The 22733-nt window shown below is 69.7% G+C and carries 19 protein-coding genes; 10 read left to right on the forward strand and 9 right to left on the reverse strand.

All coding sequences use genetic code 11. From position 1 onward, the window contains the following. Positions 1–56: 56 nt before the first annotated feature. Positions 57–1460 carry a vanillate/3-O-methylgallate O-demethylase gene (gene ligM, locus RYJ27_RS09240; RefSeq protein WP_330170030.1) on the forward strand — a complete coding sequence of 468 codons (1404 nt, stop codon included), beginning with the start codon at positions 57–59 and terminating at the stop codon, positions 1458–1460. A gap of 67 nt (positions 1461–1527) precedes the next feature. Here ligM and RYJ27_RS09245 read toward each other — a convergent pair whose 3' ends face one another. After that, the gene (locus RYJ27_RS09245) at positions 1528–2460 is read right to left on the reverse strand and encodes a LysR family transcriptional regulator (RefSeq protein ID WP_330170031.1); all 933 of its coding nucleotides are present in this window, start codon (positions 2458–2460) and stop codon (positions 1528–1530) included. 118 nt (positions 2461–2578) lie between these two features. On the opposite strand from RYJ27_RS09245, the gene RYJ27_RS09250 reads away from it, so the two are divergent. Beyond that, a complete protein-coding gene (locus RYJ27_RS09250; protein ID WP_330170032.1) occupies positions 2579–3943 on the forward strand; it encodes an aminomethyl transferase family protein in 1365 nt (454 codons plus the stop codon). 61 nt (positions 3944–4004) lie between these two features. Here RYJ27_RS09250 and RYJ27_RS09255 read toward each other — a convergent pair whose 3' ends face one another. The 3 genes from RYJ27_RS09255 to RYJ27_RS09265 form a co-directional block, all read right to left on the reverse strand. After that, the gene (locus tag RYJ27_RS09255) at positions 4005–4904 is read right to left on the reverse strand and encodes an IclR family transcriptional regulator (RefSeq protein WP_330170033.1); all 900 of its coding nucleotides are present in this window, start codon (positions 4902–4904) and stop codon (positions 4005–4007) included. Positions 4905–4966: 62 nt separating this feature from the next. Then, positions 4967–6343: an aminomethyl transferase family protein gene (locus RYJ27_RS09260; protein WP_330170034.1), complete on the reverse strand. Its 1377-nt coding sequence runs from the start codon at positions 6341–6343 to the stop codon at positions 4967–4969. Beyond that, the gene (locus RYJ27_RS09265; protein ID WP_330170035.1) at positions 6330–6488 is read right to left on the reverse strand and encodes a hypothetical protein; all 159 of its coding nucleotides are present in this window, start codon (positions 6486–6488) and stop codon (positions 6330–6332) included. Before RYJ27_RS09265 ends, RYJ27_RS09260 begins: the two co-directional genes overlap by 14 nt. A 121-nt stretch (positions 6489–6609) precedes the next feature. On the opposite strand from RYJ27_RS09265, the gene RYJ27_RS09270 reads away from it, so the two are divergent. Genes RYJ27_RS09270 through RYJ27_RS09290 form a run of 5 tightly spaced genes read left to right on the forward strand, consistent with a single transcriptional unit; the run spans position 6610 to position 11305 of the window. Beyond that, positions 6610–7392: an ABC transporter ATP-binding protein gene (locus tag RYJ27_RS09270; RefSeq protein ID WP_330170036.1), complete on the forward strand. Its 783-nt coding sequence runs from the start codon at positions 6610–6612 to the stop codon at positions 7390–7392. After that, positions 7379–8089 carry an ABC transporter ATP-binding protein gene (locus RYJ27_RS09275; RefSeq protein WP_330170037.1) on the forward strand — a complete coding sequence of 237 codons (711 nt, stop codon included), beginning with the start codon at positions 7379–7381 and terminating at the stop codon, positions 8087–8089. Before RYJ27_RS09270 ends, RYJ27_RS09275 begins: the two co-directional genes overlap by 14 nt. Positions 8090–8091: 2 nt before the next feature. After that, positions 8092–8973 (forward strand): branched-chain amino acid ABC transporter permease, encoded by an 882-nt coding sequence (locus RYJ27_RS09280; RefSeq protein ID WP_330170038.1) that lies wholly within the window; start codon positions 8092–8094, stop codon positions 8971–8973. Beyond that, positions 8973–10043, forward strand: a complete 1071-nt coding sequence (locus RYJ27_RS09285; RefSeq protein ID WP_330170039.1) for a branched-chain amino acid ABC transporter permease — start codon at positions 8973–8975, stop codon at positions 10041–10043. Before RYJ27_RS09280 ends, RYJ27_RS09285 begins: the two co-directional genes overlap by 1 nt. Beyond that, the gene (locus RYJ27_RS09290; protein WP_330170040.1) at positions 10040–11305 is read left to right on the forward strand and encodes an ABC transporter substrate-binding protein; all 1266 of its coding nucleotides are present in this window, start codon (positions 10040–10042) and stop codon (positions 11303–11305) included. The genes RYJ27_RS09285 and RYJ27_RS09290 overlap by 4 nt, the downstream gene beginning before the upstream one ends. 117 nt (positions 11306–11422) lie before the next feature. Here RYJ27_RS09290 and RYJ27_RS09295 read toward each other — a convergent pair whose 3' ends face one another. Beyond that, positions 11423–12082 (reverse strand): GntR family transcriptional regulator, encoded by a 660-nt coding sequence (locus tag RYJ27_RS09295; RefSeq protein ID WP_330170041.1) that lies wholly within the window; start codon positions 12080–12082, stop codon positions 11423–11425. Positions 12083–12333: 251 nt separating this feature from the next. Between RYJ27_RS09295 and RYJ27_RS09300 the strand changes: the two genes are divergently transcribed. Further along, the gene (locus tag RYJ27_RS09300; protein WP_330170042.1) at positions 12334–13830 is read left to right on the forward strand and encodes an aldehyde dehydrogenase family protein; all 1497 of its coding nucleotides are present in this window, start codon (positions 12334–12336) and stop codon (positions 13828–13830) included. Between the two features lie 159 nt (positions 13831–13989). Beyond that, a complete protein-coding gene (locus tag RYJ27_RS09305) occupies positions 13990–15900 on the forward strand; it encodes an ABC transporter ATP-binding protein (protein WP_330170043.1) in 1911 nt (636 codons plus the stop codon). Positions 15901–15955: 55 nt separating this feature from the next. On the opposite strand, the gene RYJ27_RS09310 is transcribed toward RYJ27_RS09305, so the two are convergent. Next, on the reverse strand, positions 15956–17830 hold the full coding sequence (locus RYJ27_RS09310) for a phosphoenolpyruvate carboxykinase (GTP) (RefSeq protein ID WP_330170044.1): 1875 nt from the start codon (positions 17828–17830) through the stop codon (positions 15956–15958). 106 nt (positions 17831–17936) lie between these two features. On the opposite strand from RYJ27_RS09310, the gene RYJ27_RS09315 reads away from it, so the two are divergent. Beyond that, complete coding sequence (locus tag RYJ27_RS09315) at positions 17937–19376, forward strand: helix-turn-helix domain-containing protein (RefSeq protein ID WP_330170045.1); 1440 nt, start codon at positions 17937–17939, stop codon at positions 19374–19376. Here the strand turns inward: RYJ27_RS09315 and RYJ27_RS09320 are convergent. The 3 genes from RYJ27_RS09320 to RYJ27_RS09330 all read right to left on the reverse strand — a co-directional run bounded on the left by RYJ27_RS09320 (position 19361) and on the right by RYJ27_RS09330 (position 22695). Next, positions 19361–19954 carry an isochorismatase family protein gene (locus RYJ27_RS09320; RefSeq protein WP_330170046.1) on the reverse strand — a complete coding sequence of 198 codons (594 nt, stop codon included), beginning with the start codon at positions 19952–19954 and terminating at the stop codon, positions 19361–19363. The genes RYJ27_RS09315 and RYJ27_RS09320 overlap by 16 nt on opposite strands. A 78-nt stretch (positions 19955–20032) precedes the next feature. Beyond that, on the reverse strand, positions 20033–22258 hold the full coding sequence (locus RYJ27_RS09325; protein WP_422732892.1) for an MMPL family transporter: 2226 nt from the start codon (positions 22256–22258) through the stop codon (positions 20033–20035). Between the two features lie 38 nt (positions 22259–22296). Next, the gene (locus RYJ27_RS09330) at positions 22297–22695 is read right to left on the reverse strand and encodes a hypothetical protein (RefSeq protein WP_330170048.1); all 399 of its coding nucleotides are present in this window, start codon (positions 22693–22695) and stop codon (positions 22297–22299) included. Positions 22696–22733 lie beyond the last annotated feature (38 nt).

Raw genomic sequence — 22733 nt, forward strand, 5'->3', positions numbered from 1 at the left:
CCGTTCCGTACGATCGCGGACAGACCCCCACGGACAAGGAAGTCGAGGATCACCTCATGGCACGCAATCTTCAGGAGCTGCTGGATGACAAGGGGAACATCGTCCAGATGCTCCGCGACTCGCAGCTGGGCACGTACATCTACCCCGTCGTTCCCGCCGAGTTCAGCAACTGGCGCCGGGAGCAGAGGGCCTGGCGCAACACCGCGGTGCTGTACGACCAGAGCCACCACATGGTCAACTTCTTCATGTCGGGCCCCGGCGCCATCAAGCTGATCAGCGACACCGCGATCAACTCCGTCGCGAACTTCCCGCTCGACACGGCGAAGCAGTACGTCCCGACGGCGAGCAACGGAGGCGTGATCGGCGACGGCATCCTCTTCCGCGAGGGAGAGGACGACTACGTCTACGTCGGCCGCGCACCCGCCGCCAACTGGCTGCAGTTCCACGCCGAGACCGGGGGCTACGACCTCGAGTTCCGCTACGACGACCGCTCCCCGTCGCGCCCGTACGGCAAGGCAGTGAGCCGCGAGTACTACCGCTTCCAGATCCAGGGCCCCAACGCCTGGGCGATCATCGAGAAGCTCAACGGCGGCCCCATGGAGAAGGTGCGGTTCTTCCACATGGGCCACATGACGATCGGCGGCCACGAGGTGCGCACGCTGCGCCACGGCATGGCCGGCGCGCCCGGGCTCGAGCTGTGGGGTCCGTACGAGCACCACGGCGCCGTGCGCGACGCGATCCTCGAGGCCGGCGCCGAGTTCGGCATCGAGCCCTGCGGTTCGCGGGCCTACTCCTCCAACACCCTCGAGTCGGGCTGGATCCCCTCGCCGCTACCCGCCATCTACTCCAGCGAGGCCGAGCGCGCCTACCGCGAGTGGCTGCCGGCCGACAGCTACGAGGCGATCAACGCCCTTGCCGGCTCGTTCGTCTCCGACAACATCGAGGACTACTACCTCAGCCCCTGGGAGCTCGGCTACGGCTCGTTCGTGAAGTTCGACCACGACTTCATCGGCCGCGACGCGCTCGAGAAGGTCGACCCGGAGGCCCAGCGCAAGAAGGTCACCCTCGCGTGGAACGACGAGGACCTGAGCAAGATCCTCACGACCGTCCTCAAGCGCGATGGCAAGGAGTACAAGTTCTTCGACCTCCCGAACGCCAACTACGGCTCGTCGAACTACGACTCGGTCATCGACGCCGACGGCAACACGGTGGGCCTGTCGCTGTTCACGGGCGTCACCGCCAACGAGAACCGCGGCCTGTCGCTGGCCACGGTCGACCGCGATGTGCCGATCGGCGCCGAGGTGCGCGTGGTGTGGGGCGAGCCCGACGGCGGATCGAAGAAGACGACGGTCGAGCCGCACGAGCAGATCGCCGTCCGCGCCGTGGTCAGCCCCGTGCCGTACGCCGAGACGGCCCGCCAGGAGTACCAGGGCGGGTGGCGCACGACCGGCACGCTGTAACCGCACACGAGAGGGGGTGGATGCCGCGGCATCCGCCCCCTCCCTTCGTATCGGCGCTGCGGCGGGCCTACCCCGCGGCGACGGCGTCGCCGTGGATCACGCCGAACTGGCCGGAGGACCCCCGGATGGCACCGGCGACCGTGGCGAACAACCAGTCCAGCGCGGCGGCGTGCTGGGTCGTGGAACGCCGGTAGAGCCGCACATCCACGGGCGCCATCTCGAACGGCAGCGGGCGGACGACCAGGCGCCAGCTCTCGGCCCACCCCGCGGCGATCGTGTCGGGGACCGTGGCCACGAGACCCGAGCGCCCCGCGAGCAGCGGCGGGAGCGCCGCGAAGTGGTTGATGGACACCCGCGGCGGCGGAGGCGCGGCCACGCGTCGCAGAGCGGCGTCGACATTCGCCGCACCCGAATCGCTCGCGACCCTCACGTGCTCGGCGGCGAGGTAGTCGGCAAGGCCCACCTCGCCCCGCGCGAGGGGGTGCCGCTGGGACACCGCCACCCCGTAGGCCTGCGACTTCAGCACCGTCTGGGCGAACTCCCCCGGCACCGGGGCCGGGGTGACGGCGAGATCGACACTGCCCCTGCCGAGCCATTCCGGCAGCTCCGCGACATCCATCGGCACGACCTCGAGACGCATGCCGGGCGCCCGCTCCGCGACAGCGCGGTGTATCGCGGGGATCCACCCGATCTCCCCCAGTTCCGACAGCGCGATCCGGAACAGTCGCTGCGACGAGGCGGGGTCGAACCGGTGCACCGCATCGACCGTGCGATCGATCCCGGCGATCGCGTCGCGAAAGCCCGGGTACACCGAGAGTGCGAGCGGCGTGGGAACCATCTCCCGGCCGGAGCGCTGGAAGAGCGGATCATCCAAGTCGCGCCGCAGCTTCGCCAGCGCCTGGCTGACCGCCGGCTGGGTGACGTAGAGACGGGCCGCCGCCGCCGTGAGACTGCGCGTCTCCGCGACCGCCACGAAGACGCGCACGAGGTTCAGGTCCATGTTCTTCGCCCCCTAAGGCATCCTTCGGACCGGATAAGTATCGCTTATTCACGATCGGGGCGAATATGCGGCTGCCTACTTAGCATGGAACCAGACCCGACCGAACGAAGGAGTTCCCGTGAACACCCCCGCCCCCGAGACCGCCGCCGCCGCGATCGCCCGCGCCGGCGGTCCGGTCGCCCATCTGCGCCACGCGCAGGTGCGCCCCACCGTCTTCCCCGTGACGCCCGAGTTCAGTAACTGGCGCAGCGAGCAGCGCGCCTGGCGCGACTCGGTCGCGCTGCTGGACCAGTCCCACCACATGACCGACCTGTTCATCTCGGGGCCCGACGCCCTGTCGCTGCTGCGCGACGTCGGGGTGAACAGCTTCGCCGACTTCCCCGTCGACGCCGCGAAGCAGTTCATCGCCGTCAACCACGAGGGATACCTGATCGGAGACGCCATCCTCTTCCACCTCGAGGAGGACGTCTACGACCTGGTCGGATGGCACATGGTGATCGACTGGGTGCAGTACCACGGCGAGCGCGGCGAGTACAACGTCACCTTCGAGCGCGACGGCAACTCCCTCGTCCGCGAGGGCGATCCCACGCTCTACCGCTACGAGATCCAGGGGCCGCACGCCCTCGCCCTCATGGAGAAGGTGACGGGAGCCGCCGTCCCGAAGACGAGGTTCTTCGGGATGGCCACGTTCGAGATCGCCGGAGTGACGGTGCGCTCGCTCCGCCACGGCATGGCCGGGCAGCCCGGATTCGAGCTCTTCGGCCCGTGGGCGGAGGGCGAGCGGGTGCGCAGCGCCCTGATCGAGGCGGGCGAGGAGTTCGGTCTCGTGCTCGTCGGCTCGCGCGCGTACTCGTCCGCCAATCTCGAATCGGCGTGGGTCCCCTCTCCGCTCCCCGCCATCTTCACGGGACGGGGATCGGCGGAGTACCTGGAGTGGCTTCCCGCGGCCCGTACGGGCTCGCTGGCCGGGAGTCTGGACGCCGCCGACATCGAGGACTACTACCTCACACCGTACGACCTGGGCTATGGCCGCAGCGTCGCCTTCGACCACGACTTCATCGGACGGGAGGCGCTCGAGGCCCACGCGGCGGCACCCCAGCGCGTGAAGGTGACGCTGGTATGGCACCCCGAGGACGTCGCCGCGGCGCAGCGCAGCCTGTACGAGGAGGGGACTCCCGCGAAGTTCATCGACTTCCCGAAGGCGCGGTACGGGCAGCACCAGATGGATCGCGTGCTCCTGGACGGCACGGACGTCGGCATCTCGCACGATGCCGGATACATCGTCGGCGAGCAGGCCTTCGTCTCGCTGGCGAGCATCGCGGCCGAGCACGCCACGCCCGGCACCGAGGTCGTCGTCCTATGGGGAGAGGAGCCGAACACCACCAAGCCCTCGGTGGAGCCCCACCGCCAGGTGGCGATCCGCGCCACGGTGGAGCCGGCCCCCTACTCGCGGTTCGCCCGAGAGAACTACCGCGCCGGCTGACCAGTCTCCGCGCGACGACGAACGCCGCCGCCTCTCGTGGAAGAGGGGGCGGCGTTCGTCGTCACCGCGGCATCCCCTCCGACGCTCGCGCATCGCGCATCCCCGGATCGTGCGGATCGCGCGCGAGGCGCTCCAGATACTCGAGCGACCTGGTGGAGGCGCCCATGAGGGCGCGAAGACCTCGTGCGCCCTCATCTGCGTCGGGACGATAGGCGCGCGCGAGCTCACGCGCCGCACCGGCCGCCGCGCGCTGCAGCAGCTCGACGATCGGCTGCGGCGAGGATCCGTCGTTGGGCACGACGACGCCCATCGCGGCGTACACGGAGCCGTCGGGGCCCCGCACGGGCACGGCGACGCCGCGCGACTCCTCGTGGATGTGACCCGCCAGCTCGGCGTACCCCCTGGCGCGCACGCGCCGCAGCTCGGCTCGCAGGCGCGATCCGGACGTGATCGTCTGGTCGGTGTACCGGCGAAGGCCGCGCGCGATCAGCTCGTCGACGACGCCCTCGCCGGCATCCGCGAGCAGCACGAGCCCGCTGGAGGAGGCGTGCAGCGGGATGCGTCCCCCGATGAGCGTGGCGTTGAGCACGGCATCCCGGGCCGACATCCTCTCGATGAAGAGCACGTCGCTGCCGCTGCGGATCCCCAGCTGCGCGTGCTGCCGCGCACGTTCGTGCACCGCCCCGAGCCACGGACGCGCGATCTCCCGGAGGCCCAGCGCGCCGGGTGTGCGGCTGGCGAACTCCCATAACCGCACACCCAGGCGATACGACCGGTCGGGCAGCCTCTCGAGCAGCCCCTCCCTCTCGAGCTCGGAGACGAGACGGTGGGCGCTGGAGCGGGCGAGGCCCGCGGCATCCGCGATCTCCGAGAGGGTCAGCGTCGGATGCCAGGGATCGAAGGCGTCGAGGATGCGCAGGTGCTTGTGCAGCACGCTCTCGCCCGCCGACCCTCTTGCCACCGCGTCCTCCTCGACATCGGCGCCATGCTACCTGCCGGGGACGGGCGCCGACGCCGCCCGAGTCAGTCGTCGGCGCGATATACGGTGCGCGCCCACTCGTGGTACGGAGCCGGTGCGACCGTCGCGCGGATCCGGACCTGGCGGTGCGACGCGTCGACGGAGTCCTTGCGCGAGATCGGGTCCTCGCCCCACACGACCTCGACCTCGGCTCCGTCCGCCACGTCGTTGTCGACCGTGGCGAGGGACATGTAGAGCTGGTCGTAGGCGATGTACCCCGCGTCGGTGGAGATGCCCGCCGGCCGGTCGTGGTAGCGCACCTCGTCCATCTGGAACAGTCCGTAGCGCGCCTTCGGGAAGTCGAGGAACTTCGCCGGCACGCCGGGCTCCATCTGCGACCGGACGACCGCCGCGACGTCCTCCGCGTTCCAGAGCAGCGTCACCTTCCGGCGGCGCTGGTCGGCCGCGTGACGCTCGAGGGCCTCGCGCCCGTGGAAGTCGTGGTCGAAGCGCACGGAACGACCGAGCCCCAGGTCGTAGGGCGTCATGTAGTAGTCGTGGATGTCGTCGGAGTACAGCGAACCGGCGACCGATCCGGCGCGTGCGGCCGGCAGCCACTCCCGGTACTCGGCGAAGTCGTCGCCGAAGATCGCGGGGAACGGCGTGGGCACCCACCCCGACTCCAGCGGCGTGGCGGAGTATGCCTTGGCCCCGACGCGCCGGATGCCGAACTCCTCGCCCGCGGTCAGGATCTCCGCGAGCACGGCATCCGCATCGGCCCAGGGACCGTAGAACTCGAACCCCGGCTGGCCCGCCATGCCGTGGCGGAGGGCCTTGACGGCCCGACCGGCGATCGTGACGTCGCCGATGTGGAAGAACTTGATCTCGGGGGCGGGCCCCCCGAAGATCTTCTCCATCACCTTGTCCGCCTCGGGGCCCTGCAGCTCGTAGCGGTAGAACGTGGGCGGCCCCTGGCGCATGTGGGAGTTCGCCTCGAGGCGGTGGTGCACGTCCTTGCCCGCGGCCTGCGCCTTCTCGACGTTGAAGCGCACCCAGTCGATCAACAGGTGGTGACCGATGAGCACGAGTCCCTCGGGCGCGTCCTCGTTGTAGAAGAGGATGCCGTCGCCGATGAGGTATCCCTCCGCATTGACGCAGATGAGCTGCTTGGCGACGCCCGGCCGGAAGGTCGAGAAGGTGTTGGGCGAGATCGACGCCAGCAGCGGCAGCAGGTCGGCGCCGCCCAGGAAGAGCTGCGTCATGTGGTGCGACTGGTCCATGAGCGCCACGGTGGTGTTCCACGCCCGCTGCTCGTCGCGCCAGTTGGTGAACTCGGGCGCGACGGGGAACGTGAACGCCGGCCAATTCTGGTTGCGCAGCAGCTCTACAGCGGACCCTGAGCGGGCGATCGCCTCGGCGAGGGATTCTTCAGATGTCATCATCGACCTTCCTGATCGTGGGTTCAGCGTCATGGTAGGCACCGCCGGTTCGCCTTCCGCCGATCTGATTCCGTTCATCGGAATCGCACCGGCGACGCACCCCGACGACGAGCACGATTCGATGAGTCTTGACGATCTCGGGCATCACGATTCGGACACTACGTTTGGATCTCACACCAATATCGTTGACAATTTCCACGGGACTCCGTACCGTCCCAGTGACGGGGACTCCCTGTCGACAGCAACGACGCGACGACGGAAGGTGAGCGATGGCCGCTCGGCTCACGCTGCATGAGGTGACCCTGCGCTTCGGCGGGGTCAAGGTGCTCCAGGATGTCGGCTTCACCGTCGAGCCCGGTCAGATCTTCGGCCTGGTGGGCCCGAACGGCGCGGGCAAGACCTCGCTCTTCAACTGCATCAGCGGCCACTACCACCCGAACTCCGGATCGATCACGATCGACGAGACCGAGGTGCTGGGCAACGCCCCCTCCCGCCTCGCCAGACACGGCCTGGCGCGCACTTTCCAGCATCCCGCCCTCCAGCTCCACGCCACCGTGCTCGAGAACGTGCTTCTCGGCGCCCACACACATCTGCCCGGCGGCCCCGTCAGCTGGTCCCTGCGGCTGCCCTACACGGGTCGGGCCGAAAAGGACCGCCGCGAGGAGGCCCGCGCCCTCCTGGAGCGCAACGGCCTCGGATGGGCCGCCGACCTCCCGGCCGACGAGCTCTCGCACGGGCTCCACAAGGGGATCGAGCTCTGTCGCGCCCTGCTGATGAGGCCCCGTCTGCTGCTGCTGGACGAGCCCGCCGCCGGGCTCTCCCACGGCGAGGTGGAGCAGTTCAGCGACTCGATCAAGCGTCTGCGCGAGGAGGAGGACATCACGATCGTGATCGTCGAGCACCACATGGGGCTCATCGCGGCGCTCACCGACCGCGTCGTCGTCCTCGACCACGGCCGCGTCCTCATGGAGGGCACGGCCGCCCAGGCGCAGTCGGACCCGCGGGTCATCGAGGCCTACATCGGCAAGGAGGCCACGGATGACGCTGCTTGAGCTGGAGAACGTCACCGCCTACTACGGGCCGGTCCAGGTCCTCGAAGGCGTCTCGCTGAGCGTGCCGGACGGCGGCGCGGTCGGCATCCTCGGGGCCAACGGCGCGGGCAAGACCACGACGCTGCGTGCCATCAGCGGCACCGTCCGGGCGGGCGGGCGGATCGTGTTCGACGGCCAGGACATCCGCGGCATGCGACCCGACAAGGTCGCGGCGCTGGGGATCGCGCACGTCCCCGAGGGACGCGGCACGCTCGGAAACCTCACGGTGCGGGAGAACCTGCGCGTCGGCGCGTACCTCCGCAAGGACCGCAAGCAGATCGGCCCCGACATCGACTATCTGCTCGAACTGTTCCCCCAGCTGCGGGAACGGATCTCCTCTGCCGCGTCCGCGCTGTCGGGGGGCGAGCAGCAGATGCTCGCCGTCGCGCGCGCCGTCATGGCCAAGCCCCGCCTGCTCCTTCTCGACGAGGCCTCGCTGGGTCTCGCGCCGAGCACCGCCCGCAACGTCTACGACGCGATCCGCCGACTGCGTCAGGACTCCGGGCTTGCGATGCTCGTCGTCGAGCAGAACGCGAACCTGGCCTTCTCCCTCGTCGACACCGCGACGGTGCTCGAGACGGGCCGCAATGTCCTCACCGGAACCTCGACCGAGCTCAAGGGCATGGACGAGATCCGCCGCGCTTACCTGGGAGGCTGACCGTGGGTACCTTCGTGCAGCTGGTCATCGACGGGCTCTCCGCCGGATCGATCTACGCCGCGCTCGCCCTGGCCATCGTGCTGGTCAATCAGGCGACGGGCCTGATCAACTTCGCCCAAGGCGGCATGGCCGTGCTCTCGGCCTACATCGCCTACGCGTTCCTCGGCTGGGGGCTTCCGCTCATCCTCGCGATCGTCGCGGCCGTCGTCGTCTCGTTCGCGATGGGCGCGGTCATCGAACGCTTCCTCATCCGCCGCTTCGAGGGCGGCGACCCCGACACCGCGATCGTGGTGACGGTGGGCCTGCTGACCCTCATCACGGGCATCGCCGGCTGGATCTGGACGTACAACAACCTCCAGTTCCCGTCGCTCTTCCCCGTCGCGAGCATCGACGTCCTCGGCGCCGTCGTGAGCGTGCGTTCGCTCGGCACAACCGTGGTGATCATCGCGATCATGGTTCTGCTGCAGCTCGTGTTCCTGCGCACCAAGCTCGGGCTCGCGCTGCGAGCCGTCGCCGACAACCCGCAGTCGGCATCCTTCTCGGGCCTGCCGGTCGGCTGGCTCCTCATGGTCGGCTGGGGTATGGCCGCGGCGCTCGGCGCCGTCGCCGGAGCGCTCGTCGCACCTCAGCTCACCCTCACGCCCGGCATGATGGACACCGCTCTGGTCTACGCACTCGCCGCCATCATCCTCGGAGGCATGTCGAGCCCCCTCGGCGTGGTCATCGCTGCCTGGCTCATCGGTGTGCTCGAGAACCTCGCCGCCGTCTACGTGCCCGCAATCGGACACGACCTGAAGATCGCGGTGCCCTTCATCCTGATCTTCGTCGTGCTGATCGTCCGCCCCCAGGGCCTGTTCGGCCGGAAAGTCGTGGTGCGCGTCTGATGTCCACCAGCCTCTCTCTCCTTCGTTCCCCGTGGGTCCGCGGCGGGCTGCTCGTGCTCGTCGCCGCCCTCCTGCTCGTGGCACCCCTCGTGCTGCCGGTGTTCTGGAACCAGTCGCTGACCCGCGTCGGCGTCTTCGCCGTCGCGGTCCTCGGCCTGAACCTCATCATGGGCTACACAGGAGTCGTCTCCCTGGGTCAGATCTTCTTCCTCGGGGTGGGAGCCTACGTCGCCGCCTACGGGGTCACGAACGACTGGAACATCGTCCTCGTGTTCGTGCTCTCGGTGCTGATCCCGGGTGCGCTGGGGCTTCTGATCGCCCTCGCCGCCGCGCGGCTCGGAGGCCTCGCCATCGCGATGGTGACGATCGCGCTGCCGATCGTCGGAGTGCCGCTCGCCAAACGGCTCTCGGAGTTCACCGGCGGTTCGCAGGGCATCTCGGCTCGGTTTTCGGGAGCCCCCGAGTGGACCGGACTCGACAACGACCAGTGGCAGTTCTACATCGTCCTCGTCATCGGGGGCGCAGCGTTCGTCCTCGCGCGCAACCTCGTGCGCGGCAAGTTCGGCCGGGCGCTCGCGATCGTGCGCGACAACGAGGCCGTGGCATCCTCGATGGGCATCTCCCCATACCGCTACAAGGTCATGGCGTTCACGATCGCATCGATGTTCGGGGGCGTCAGCGGGTTCCTCTACCTCGCCGCGGTGCAGTACACCTCCCCGGAGACGATGGCCTTCCACCACTCGATCGAGCTCCTCGCCGCCATGGTGATCGGTGGCGCCGGCAGCATCATCGGATCCCTCATCGGGGGTGCGTACTACGTCTTCGTGCCCCAGATCACCAACGCCATCGCCGCCGACCTCACCGCCGTCATCCAGGGCGCGATCCTGCTCATCGTGCTCTTCGTGCTCCCCGGCGGCCTGGTCAGCCTTCCCCGCACCATCCGGCGCCTGCTCCGCCGCAACAGCGGCTCGGGATCCTCGGGCGCCGATCACACCCCTCCCCCGCGCGAGCCCGCTCCGGCCGGCACGTCGGGACAACCCGGAAACACAGAGAGGCACGGCAACACATGAACATCTCCAGGAAGCACAGCCGAGCGGTCGGCATCGTGGCCGCCGCCAGCGCGCTCGCACTCGTCGTCGCGGGATGCAGCGCCCGCGACGACGGTGGCGACGGCGACGGCGACGGCGCCGCATCGAGCCCCGGCATCACCGACGACTCGATCACGCTCGGCATCACCACGCCGCTGAGCGGCGCGACGGCCGGCCCGGGCACCTGCACGGTCGCAGGCGTCACGGCGTACTTCGGCGCGGTGAACGCCGCCGGAGGCGTCGAGTTCGGCGACGGCGTCACCCGTACGGTCGAGATCGAGACCTACGACGACGCCTACGACCCGCAGCAGTCCCTCGCGAACTTCCAGCAGATGGTCGCCGACGACGTCTTCGCCGTCACGGCCGGGCTCGGAACCCCCACCAACCGGGCGTTCCGCGAGGCCGCGATCGACGAAGAGGTACCCCAGGTGCTCGTCATGACCGGCGACCCGCTCTTCAGCGACCGCGAGGAGAGCCCGTGGCAGCTCGGCTTCGTGCCGATCTATCAGAACGAGGGCGCCGCCTTCGGCGAGCTGCTGGCCACCTCGACCGAGGAGCACAAGGTCGCCATCCTCTCCCAGAACGACGACTACGGCGAGGGCTACGTCGAGGGCTTCAAGGAGGCCATCGAAGGTGCCGACAACATCGAGATCGTCGGGGAGCTCACCTATGAGGCCACCGACACCTCGGTGGACGCGCAGCTCACCGAGCTCGCCGGCACGGGTGCCGACGTCTTCTTCAACGCGATGTCGATCACCCCGCTCGTGATCTCGTCGCTGCAGAAGACGCAGGAGCTCGGCTGGCTGCCCAGCTGGTTCCTCCCCTCCAACACCTCGAGCCCCACCGCGATCCTGCAGCCGGGCAACGCCACGGCCTTCCCCGGCGTCTACTCGGTGTCGTTCTCCAAGGCGCCCGCCTCGCCGGCGTTCGCCGAGGACGAGGACGTGCAGACGTTCCTGTCCGACCTGGCCGAGTACGCCGACTACCCCGACATGCCCGCGTTCCCGCACTGCATGTGGAGCTACATGGTGGGGGCGACGCTCGAGCAGGCGTTCCAGAACATGACCGAGCCGACGCGGGAGAACTTCCTCGCGGCGCTCAACGACATCTCGGACTTCCAGGCGCCGCTGATGCTCGACGGCACGTACGTCGACACCACGGTCGACGGTCAGCCCGCCGTGTCCACGGTCATCGTGCAGAAGTACAACGGCACCGGCTACTCGAACGCCGAGACCTTCGAATGATCCGGTAGGCGACACACGTCGAATCCCCCGTCCGCAGCACGCGGGCGGGGGATTCGACGTATGCGCGCGACACGCGGCCGGCGGCGGCGCGCGAAGAGGACCCCCGCGTCGCGCGCGTCAGTCGAGCTGACGCAGCAGGGCGACGATCCCCTGCAGGTGCTGGCGGGTCGCGGCCTCGGCGCGATCCGGATCCCGCGCGACCACGGCGTCGATGATGGCGACGTGCTCGGGCGCCGACTGCACGGCGCGTCCGGGGTGGTAGGCGAGGCGGAACTGGTGGCGCGCGGACTGCGCGCGCAGCCGCTCGAGGAGCCGGGTGGCGGTGTCGTGTCCGCTGATCTCACGGATGCGCCGGTCCATATCCTGATTCAGGCGTGCGTACTCGACGAGATTCCCCGTCGCGACAGCCGACTCGATCTGACCACCGAGGAGCCGCAGCTCGGCGGCCTCGTCCTCGGTCACCCGCTCCGCGGCCTTCCGCGCGCACAACGACTCCAGACCCACGCGCACCTCGACGATCTCGATCGCCTCGGCCACGCTGATCGCGCGCACCCTCGCGCCCCGGTTCGGGAGCCGCTCGACGAGCCCCTCCCCCGCGAGATTGAGCAGGGCGGTGCGCACGCCCGCGCGGCTCGCCTCGAAGCGCTCGCTGATGTCGGCCTCGATAAGACGCTGATGCGGGGCGAACTCACCGCCCAGGATGGCGTCGCGGATCTGCTGCGTCAGGTCGGGGCGTGAATGAACCTCCGACTCCATGGTGGCGGGCCCGGAAACCACGTGCCGACCTCCTGATCACTCGAGGACGGCACCCTCGCCGCCCGGCCTTTTCCGACAGTACCGCACGCCTCGATTTTGGCGACGACATTTGCGCCAATCCGGGTTAGCATCGTGGTCACAACGTCGCAATGCCTCCTCCGTCGCACGGGCCGCCCCGGCTCGGCCGCGGCGGGCGTGAGCGGATGGACGAGCGCACCGCCGCATTCTCAACGGCGCACAAGCGCAAGCGAACACAGAGAAGTGGAGTCGATATGTCTGTAGTCGAGACGTCCGCGGGTGTGCGGACGGGGTTGTTCATCGGGGGCGTGGAGCGTCATACCGGTGAGGTGTTGAGTGTGGTGGATCCGGCGAGGCCGGGTGTGGTGGTCGGTGAGGCCGCGTCGGCGTCGGCGGGGGATGTCGCGGACGCGGTCGCGGCGGCGAACGCGGCGTTCCCGGCGTGGTCGGGGTTGTCGGCGGCGGAGCGGGCCGGGTTGATGGCCGACGCGATCGCGGGGATCGGGGATGATCGGGACGCGGACGCGGAGATCTTGTCGTTGGAGAACGGGAAGGTGCGGTTGGAGGCGTGGGTGGACGCGCTGGTGTTCGAGATCCGGTGGAACCTCGCGTTGATGCTCGCCGACGAGGTCGAGGCGTCCAAGACGCTGCCGGTGGTCCCCGGACACATCCCCGTCTCCACCGAGGTGTCCTACCAGCCGTTGGGTGCGGTGACGATCATCGTGCCGTTCAACTGGCCCATCGCGATCCTGGGAGCGGCGCTGCCCCACGCGCTGCTGGCGGGGAACACCGCGATCGTCAAGCCGCCGCCCTCGGCGCCGCTGGCGACCACCCGGCTGGTGCAGCGGGTGGCGGAGAAACTACCCGCCGGGGTGCTGAACATCGTCACCGGCAAGGACGAGAACATGTCCGGCCTGATCCAGAACACCGACATCGCGAAGGTCTGCTTCACCGGGTCCGTCGGCGGCGGCAAGCGCATCGCCGAGATGGCCGCCCGCTCCCTCACCCGCGTCACCCTGGAACTGGGCGGCAACGACGCGGCGGTGTTCCTGGAAGACGCGATCCTCGATGACACCCACCTGGACCGCCTCTACGCCGCGATCTACGACAGCACCGGACAGATCTGCATGAACGCCAAACGCGTCTTCGTGCACCGCTCCCGCCTGGACGAACTCGTCACCGGCCTGGAAAACCGCCTGAAAAACGTCGTCCTCGGACACGGCCTGGACCAGGCCACCACCATGGGACCCCTCCACCAGGGCGCGCAGAAAGCATTCGTGGAAGAGATCATCCAAGAAGCCAAAGACGCCGGCGCCGACGTCCGCGAATACGGCACCCTCCCCACCGGAGACCTCGCCGGCGGCAACTTCCTCCGCCCCGCGATCGTCATCGACCCCGACCCGGGCCTGCGCGTGGTCACCCAGGAACAATTCGGACCCGTCATCCCCATCATCCCCTTCGACACCGAAGACGAAGCCATCCGCCTCGCCAACGACACCTGGGGCGGACTGTGCGGATCGGTCTGGACCGCCGACCCCGACACCGCCCACCGCGTCGGCTCCCAACTGATCTGCGGATACGTCTGGATCAACGACCACGGCGCCACCCGCCTCGACCTCCGCGCCCCCTTCGGCGGCATGAAGCAATCCGGCTACGGCCGCGAACAAGGAATCGAAGGCATCCGCGCCTTCCAAGACACCCGCTCCATCGCCACCATCGACCCCCAAGCCCTCGCAAACATGGCCCACTAACACCACGACCGTGAGGCCCGCACCTGGCGCAGGTGCGGGCCTCACGCACGTCCGGGGCCGGGATCCGAGCGCTCCGCCAGCCGCCGGGTGTCCCCTCTCACGCCGGGGGGAAGTACGGTCGTGGTGGAGCGACAACCGCCCCAGGATCAGGAACCCCCGATGAGCACCCCCTCCCCCGCCCCTGCCGCGCGACGCGGCCGCCGGAATCGTCCCGACCCCGATGGCCCACGCGCCACGTTCCGGCAGCTGCTGCCCTTCCTGTTCGAGCACAAGAAGGTGCTCGTCGTCGTCGCGGTCCTCAGCGTGCTGGGTGCCGGCGCGACCCTCGTCCAGCCCCTCCTCGTGGGTCAGGTCATCTCGCGCGTGCAGGAGGGCCTGGACCTCGGCATCCTCATCTGGCTGCTCATCGGCTTCGTCGTCGTCTCCTCGGTGATCTCCGGCTACCAGCATTACCTGCTGCAGCGCACGGGCACCGCGGTGGTGTACTCCAGCCGCCGCAAGCTGATCGCCCGCATCCTCCACCTCCCGGTCAGCGAATTCGACGCGCGCCGCACCGGCGACCTCGTCTCCCGCGTGGGCACCGACACCACGCTGCTCTACGCGGTGCTCACACAGGGGCTCGCGGATGCCGTGGGCAACGCCCTGATCCTCGTCGGCGCCCTGCTCGCCATGTTGTTCATCGACCCGCTCCTGCTCGGTCTGATCCTGCTCGTGATCGGCGGCTCGGTCGTCGTGGTGGTGCTGCTGAGCGGGCGCATCCGCACGGCGTCGACGCAGCAGCAGATCAAGGTCGGCGAGCTCGCCAGCGGCGTCGAGCGCGCGGTCGGCTCCATCCGCACGGTGCGCGCGGCGGGCGCGACCGACCGCGAGGTCGCCTCCGTCACGAGGATGGCGAGCGAGGCCTACGACGTCGGCGTGCGCATCGCCAAGGTCTCCGCGCTCGTCGTCCCCGTCGCCGGCATCGCGATGCAGCTCTCGCTCCTCACCGTCCTCGGGGTCGGCGGCTTCCGCGTCGCGGCGGGCGCCATCTCGATCGCGCAGCTGGTGACCTTCGTGATGTTCCTCTTCCTGCTGATCGCTCCGCTGGCGACCACCTTCGGCGCCATCACGAGCGTCAACCAGGCCCTGGGGGCGCTCGGCCGCATCCAGGAGGTGCTCGACCTGCCGACCGAGGACGCCGGCGACGGCGTCCCCCGCGAACGGGTCGGGACGGATGCCGTGGCCGTCGCGGACACCGTGCCCGCGATCGCCTTCCGCGACGTGCGCTTCCGCTACCCCGATGCCGTCATCGCCGCGCGGGAGAAGGCCGCCGCGGAGGCGCGCTCGCTGCTCGAGGAGGCGCACGTCGAACCGCGGGTCTCGGACGGGGCGCCCGAGCCGGAGCCCGCGCGCGAGGTGCTGCGCGGGGTGAGCTTCGCCGTCCCGCGGGGCGCTCGCGTGGCACTCGTCGGCCCGAGCGGTGCGGGCAAGAGCACGATCCTCTCGCTCATCGAGCGCTTCTACGACCCCACGGACGGCTCCATCCTCGTCGACGGCGTCGATGTGCGCGACATCGCACGCACGGATCTGCGTGCCCGCTTCGGCTACGTGGAGCAGGATGCCCCCACCCTCGCCGGCACGATCGCGGACAACCTGCGGCTCGCGTCACCCGAGGCATCCGACGCCGACTGCGAGCGCGTGCTGCGGGAGGTCAACCTCGGCGACGTGCTCGAGCGCAACGAGCTGGGGATCGACGCCCCCGTCGGCGAGGACGGCGTCATGCTCTCCGGCGGCGAGCGGCAGCGGCTCGCGATCGCACGAGCGATCCTGGCGGCGCCTCCCGTGCTGCTGCTGGACGAGTCGACGTCGTCGTTGGACGGCGTCAACGAACAGCGCATGAGGGAGGCCATCGATGCGGTCGCCCGGGGCCGCACGCTGCTCGTGATCGCCCACCGACTGTCGACGGTCGTCGACAGCGACCTGATCGTCGTGCTCGAGCGGGGGCGAGTCGTCGGCACGGGAACGCACGCCGAGCTGGTGGAATCGACACCGCTGTACCGGGAGCTCGCCCGGCACCAGTTGCTCGTCTAGCGGCGGCGTCCACCCACCTCGCGTGCGGGGCGCCCCGCCCGCACGCGAGGGCGTACTAGCCGGCCTGCTTCAGGCGGTACCGCAGCGCGGCGAGCTCGGCGTACAGCGCAGGCGGCACCCTGCCGTCGAAGGTCGCGTAGAACTCCTCCGTCAGATCGGCCTCGATCTGCCACGTCTGCGGCGAGACCGAGAACAGCTCCTCGAGATCGGCCTCGGGCACGTCGATCCCCGAGAGGTTCAGGTCCTCGGTCCGGGGCAGCCGCCCGATCGGGCTGTCGACGGCGCCGACCTCGCCGTTCAGACGCCGCACGATCCACTCGATGACCCGTGCGTTGTCGCCGAATCCCGGCCACAGGAAGCGGCCGTCGTCCCCACGACGGAACCAGTTCACCTGGAAGACGCGCGGAGCCCGGTCGAAGCGGAGCTTCTGACCCACTGCCAGCCAGTGCCCGAAGTAGTCCGCCATGTTGTAGCCGCAGAAGGGCAGCATCGCGAACGGGTCCCGGCGCAGCTCACCCAGCGTCCCCTCGGCGGCGGCGGTGCGCTCTGAGGAGATGTTGGAGCCCATGAAGACGCCGTGCGTCCAGTCGGTGGCCTCGACCACGAGGGGCACGTTCGTCGCACGGCGACCCCCGAAGAGGATGGCGTCGAGGGGCACGCCCTCCGCGGCATCCCAGTCCTCGGCGATCTGCGGGCACTGCCCGGCGCTGACGGTGAAACGGGAGTTGGGGTGCGCCGCCGGCCGCCCGGAGTCCGGCATCCACGGGTTGCCCTCCCAGTCGGTCAGGTTCGCGGGCGCCTCGTCCGTGAGACCCTCCCACCAGACGTCTCCGTCCGGCCGCAGGGCGACGTTGGTGAAGATCGTGTTGCCCCACAGCGTCTCGACGGCCGTGACATTCGTCGACTCGCCGGTACCGGGAGCGACGCCGAAGAAGCCGGCCTCGGGGTTGATCGCCCAGAGGCGGCCGTCCTCCCCCGGCCGCAGCCACGCGATGTCGTCTCCCAGCGTCTCCACGCGCCATCCCGGGATGGTCGGGCGCAGCATCGCGAGGTTCGTCTTGCCGCACGCGGACGGGAACGCCGCGGCGACGTGGTACCTGCGGCCCTGCGGATCGATCACCCGGATGAGCAGCATGTGCTCGGCGAGCCATCCCTCGTCGCGTCCGATGACGGAGGCGATCCGCAGCGCGAAGCACTTCTTGGCGAGGATCGCGTTGCCGCCGTACCCCGATCCGTACGACCACACCTCGAGCGTGTCGGGGAAGTGGACGATGTACTTCTCCTCGTTGCAGGGCCAGGCATCGCTCTTCTCGCCAGGCGCCAGGGGGGCTCCCACCGAGTGCACCGTCTTGACCCACGGCTTTCCGGCGGCGATCTGGCGCGTGACCTCGGCGCCCACTCGCGTCATGATGCCGATGGAGACCACGGCGTAGGGGCTGTCGGTGAGCTGGACGCCGATGTGGGAGAGGGGGCCGCCCACGGCGCCCATCGAGAACGGCACGACGTACATCGTGCGCCCGCGCATGCTGCCGGCGAAGATCTCGGTCATCGTGCCGCGGATCTCCTCAGGGGCCACCCAGTTGTTCGTCGGCCCGGCATCCTCCTCGCGCTCCGACGCGATGTACGTGCGCCCCTCGGTTCGCGCGACGTCTCCCGGGTGCGAGCGCGCCAGGTAGGAGCCCGGGCGCCACTCCGGATTGAGTTTGATGAGCGTGCCGTCGTCGACCATCTGCCGCAGCAGTGCATCGTTCTCCGCGGCGGATCCGTCGATCCAGTGGATGCGGTCGGGCTGGGTCAGCGCGGCGATCTCGTCGACCCACGCGAGGAGCTCCTGGAGACCGGGCTCGCCGGCCGGGCGGCGGCCGAACGCGGCCATCGATCGCGCGGGGGTGGAAGGGGTGCGGCTGGTGAAGGTCTCGGCGAGGGCCATCTGTCGCTCCATTACAGGTCGGGTTTCCTCCATTTCACCGACGTTCCCGTGCGATTTGTCCGGAATTTGCGCGAAAGAATTGTGATTCCTTCGCTATCCTCAATTCATGGCGACCGGCATCGAACTCTCCACCCTGGGTCATCGGGTCCGTCACCACCGCCTGGGGGCGGGACTGACGCTCGACGAGCTCGGCGCGCGCGTCGGCGTCGCGGGCAGTCAGCTGAGCCTCATCGAGAACGGCAAGCGCGAGCCGAAGCTCTCCCTGCTGCAGGCGATCGCCGACGCCACCGAGACCGACGTGTCCGATCTCATCTCGGGCGAGCCGCCGAACCGACGCGCCGCGCTGGAGATCGAGCTCGAGCGCGCCCAGGCGAGCCCGGTGTTCCGCCGGCTGGGCATCGCACCCGTCCGGGTCACCAAGGGCATCTCTGACGAGACGATCGAGTCGCTGCTGGGCCTGCACCACGAGCTCCAGCGCAGGGAGAGGGAGGCGATCGCGACCCCCGAGGAGGCGCGCCGCGCCAACACGGAGCTACGGCTGCGGATGCGCGACCGCCACAACTACCTCGCCGATATCGAGCGGCTCGCCGAGAAGCAGCTGCGCGCCGCGGGACACACGTCGGGCGCGCTCACGCACCGCACGGTGAGCATCATGGCGGACAAGCTCGGCTTCGAGCTGATCTACGCGGGCGACCTGCCCTCCTCCACGCGCTCGATCACCGACCTCGAGAACGGGCGCATCTATCTGCCCCCGGCATCCATTCCCGGCGGCCACGGCCTGCGCTCCATGGCGCTGCAGGCGATGGCGCATCGTCTGCTCGGGCACACCAGGCCCACCGACTACGCCGACTTCCTGCAGCAGCGACTCGAGATCAACTACTTCGCCGCGTGCTGCCTCATGCCCGAGACGAACGCCGTCGCGTTCCTGCAGCAGGCGAAGAAGGATCGCAACCTCGCCGTCGAGGACTTCCGCGACGCGTTCGGCGTCACCCACGAGGCCGCAGGCATGCGGATGACCAACCTCGTCACGCAGCACCTCGGCATCGCCCTGCACTTCCTGCGGGTCGATCACAACGGCTCGCTGCAGCGCGTCTACGAGAACGACGGCCTCCCCCTGCCGATGGATGTCACGGGCTCCGTCGAGGGTCAGATCGTGTGCCGCAAGTTCTCGGCGCGCAGCGCCTTCTCGCAGCAGAATCGCACGACCGAGCACTACCAGTACACGGACACGCCCGCCGGCACCTACTGGTGCTCGACGCAGACGGGCACGACCCCCGACGGAGAGTTCTCGATCACGGTCGGAGTGCCCTTCGACGATGCGCGATGGTTCCGGGGGCGGGAGAGCTCGGCGCGCGCCGTATCGACGTGCCCGGACGAGGCGTGCTGCCGCCGACCCGCGGCGGACCTCGCGCACCGGTGGGACGGCAAGGCGTGGCCGTCCGCACGGGTGCACACGCAGATGTTCTCACCCCTGCCCCGCGGGGCGTTCCCCGGGGTGGACGACTCCGAGGTGTACGCGTTCCTCGAGCGTCACGCCGAGGGCTGAGGCCCCTCACCCGCGACGATCTCCGCCCCCGCATGAGCCAGCTCCGCGAGGGCGCGCTCGCTGGCCTCCGCGGAGACCCCCGCGACGAGGGCGGTGAGGATCCGCACCCGACGGCCGTGCTCGATCGCATCGAGGGCGGAGGCGCGAACGCAGTGATCGGTCGCGATCCCGACGACGTCGACGTCGAGGACGTGGTGCTCCTCCAGCAGCTCCGAGACACGGCGCCCGTCATCCGTCGTGCCCTCGTAGAGGGAGTAGGCGGGCACGCCCTGCCCCTTCTTGACGTGATGGGTCACGGCCGACGTGTCCAGGCCCGGGTCGTACTCGGCGCCCGCCGTTCCGGAGACGCAGTGGATCGGCCACGTGTCCACGAAGTCCGGTTCGGGGTGGAAGTGGCCGCCGTTGTCGCTCTCGGCATCGTGCCAGTCCCGGGACGCCACGATGAGCGCATACTCGTCCGCATGCTCCGCGAGGTGGGCGCTGATCCGCTCCGCGACCGCGTCTCCGCCCTCCACGGCGAGCGCGCCTCCCTCGGTGAAGTCGTTCTGAACGTCGACGATGAACAGGGCCTTGGTCATGATCCGAGGGTACGCGGCGCCGCGGCATCCGTCAGCGGCCGTCCGCACGAGCACAGGGGTTCGCCCGAGAACAGGAGCTCACAGCCGGGATCGGCCTGTCTCGAGCGAATCGCCTGTTCTCGGGCGAGCCGCCGCCTCGTCCACCTCGCGCCGCGCGAGCCTGCTCGGCCACCAGATCGCCCGGCCGATGTCGTGGGCGAGGGCCGGCACGAGCAGCGAGCGCACGATGAAGGTGTCCAGGAGCACGCCGAAGGCCACGATGAACGCGATCTGGGCGAGGAAGAGGATCGGGATCACCCCGAGAGCGGCGAACGTCGCGGCGAGGACCAGACCCGCCGACGTGATGACGCCGCCGGTCGCCACCAGGCCTCGCAGGATGCCGGGGCGGGTGCCGTGCCGCAGCGACTCCTCGCGCACCCTCGTCATGAGGAAGATGTTGTAGTCGATGCCGAGCGCCACGAGGAACACGAAGCCGTAGAGCGGCACCGCGGGGTCTGCCCCGGGGAACCCGAAGACGTGCTCGAACACGAGCGCGCTCACCCCGAGCGCCGCCCCGAACGAGACGATGACCGTCGCGACGAGCAGCACGGGAGCCAGCACAGATCGCAGCAGGAGCATGAGGATCACGAGGATCACCACCAGGACGACGGGGATGATCAGGGTGCGGTCGCGGATGGATGTCGCATTGGTGTCGAGCGCGACCGCGGTCACGCCGCCGACCTGCGCCACACCCTCCCCCAGCTCCGCGTCGAACGCGGTGCGCAGATCCTCCACCGCCGCCTCGGCGGCGAGGGAGTCGGCCGCATCCGAGAGAGTGACCTGCAGCAGCACGTCCCCGTCGGAGACAGTCGGCGCGGGCTCCGGAGTGCCGGGCGGCCCGACCGCCGTGAAGACGGCCTCGCCGTCCCGCACCGTGACCGCCGCCTGCCCGGTCGGCGAGTCCCCCGACGCGATAGCGACGTCGTCGGCGCCGTCGACTCCCTCCACGACGTCGACCGCCGCGGCGACGTCGCCCTCGGGAACGACGACGTAGGCGGGGCTGCCCGATCCGCCCGGGAAGTGCTCGGAGAGGACCTCCTGGCCGTCCCTGGCCTGGGAGTACCCCAGCACGAGGTCGCTGGAGGCGACCCCGTCGGCCTCCAGCTGCAGCACGCCGACCGTCGCGGCGAGCAGGCCCACCGTGCACACGATCCAGATGCTGCGGGCACGGCGCGCGACGAAGCGTGCCGTCGCGGGCCAGACGCCCCGGCCCGCGACCGGGTCGCCGGCGATCGTCCCGGGCTTGGGCACGAACGGCCAGAAGGCCGCCCGGCCGAACACCGCCAGCAGCGCGGGCAGGAAGGTCAGGGCGGAGAGCATCGCGAAGGCGATCCCGATGGAGGCGATCGGGCCGAGCGCCTTGTTGCTGGCGAGATCCGAGAGCAGGAGGCAGAGCAGGCCCGCGATGACGGTGCCGCCGGAGGCGAGGATCGGCTCGAATGCTCCTCGCCAGGCGGTCACCGCGGCATCCCACCGCGGCTGGCCGCCGGCGAGCGCCTCGCGGAACCGTGCCACGTAGAGCAGGGCGTAGTCGGTCGCCGCACCGATGACGAGGATGAACAGGATGCCCTGCACCTGGCCGTTGAGCACGAAGATCCCCGCGAAGGCGAGCCACCACACCGTCAGCAGGGCCACGCACAGCGCGAAGACCGAGGAGGCGAGCACGAGCAGGGGGAGCAGCGGCGAACGGTAGACGACGACGAGGATGACGAAGACGGCGCCGAGAGCGACCGCCAGCAGAAGCCCGTCGATGCCGAGGAATCCCTCGGTCAGATCGGCCGTGAAGCCCGCGGGTCCCGTCACCCATCCATCCAGCGGTGCGGGCAGGCCGGCAACGAGGTCGCGCAGCTCCGTCACGCTCTCGCGCAGTTCGGCGTCCGCATCGATCGGCACGAATATCTGCAGCGCCTGGCCGTCCTCCGACGGGACGGGCGGGGAGGCATCCCCCGTCACGCCGTCGACCCGGGCGAGGTCCTCGGCGAGCGCGGCGACATCGGCCGTCTGCTCGGAGGTCAGCTCGCCCTCCCCCGTCACGACGACGAGCGCGGGCACCGAATCCGCGCCGAGGAACCCCGGCAGCCGCTCCTGGACGGCCGTCGCATCGGCGCTCGCGGGCAGGAACGACGACTGGTCGTTGGTGGAGACCTCGTCGACCTTGCCGAAGTAGGGCCCGCCGATGGAGCCGCCGACGAGCCAGACGAGGATCAGCAGCACGGGTAGGCCGATGCGCAGAAGCCGGGGCGGCCGGGAGATGGATTTCACGATCGCTAGCTTAGCTAGCTAAATCTTCCCCGAGCGAGGGCTCACCATCTCTCGATGATCAGGGGGATCCAGCCGATGACGAACGCCGCAAGTCCCACGCCGAGCATGAGGAGCCCGAGGCGGACGAGGAATCGCACGGCGTGGGAGCTGGCCTCGATGCGCATCTTGTTCCGCCAGCCGCGCCGGTAGTGGATGTCGGCCATGTCGCGGGAGCCGATGTGCCGGACGTCCGCGGCGCCGAGCGGGGCCTCGTTGACGTTGCCGTCGTCGTCGAACCAGCGTACGACCGGTCCGTGATCGGTCTGCTCGACGACGGCACGCACCGCGACCCAGTCACCATCGGCGAGCCGCGCGATGAGGGCGACGAGGAGGAGGCCCACTCCGAGCCCCGCACCGATCCAGGTGAAGATCTCGGCAATGAGTCCCACCGTGTCGCCCACGATCTACAGATTAGCGGCGCGCATGCGCGGCGACGTCC

This window comes from Microbacterium limosum, assembly GCF_036324365.1.
In the GTDB taxonomy this organism is placed as follows: Bacteria; Actinomycetota; Actinomycetes; order Actinomycetales; family Microbacteriaceae; genus Microbacterium; species Microbacterium limosum.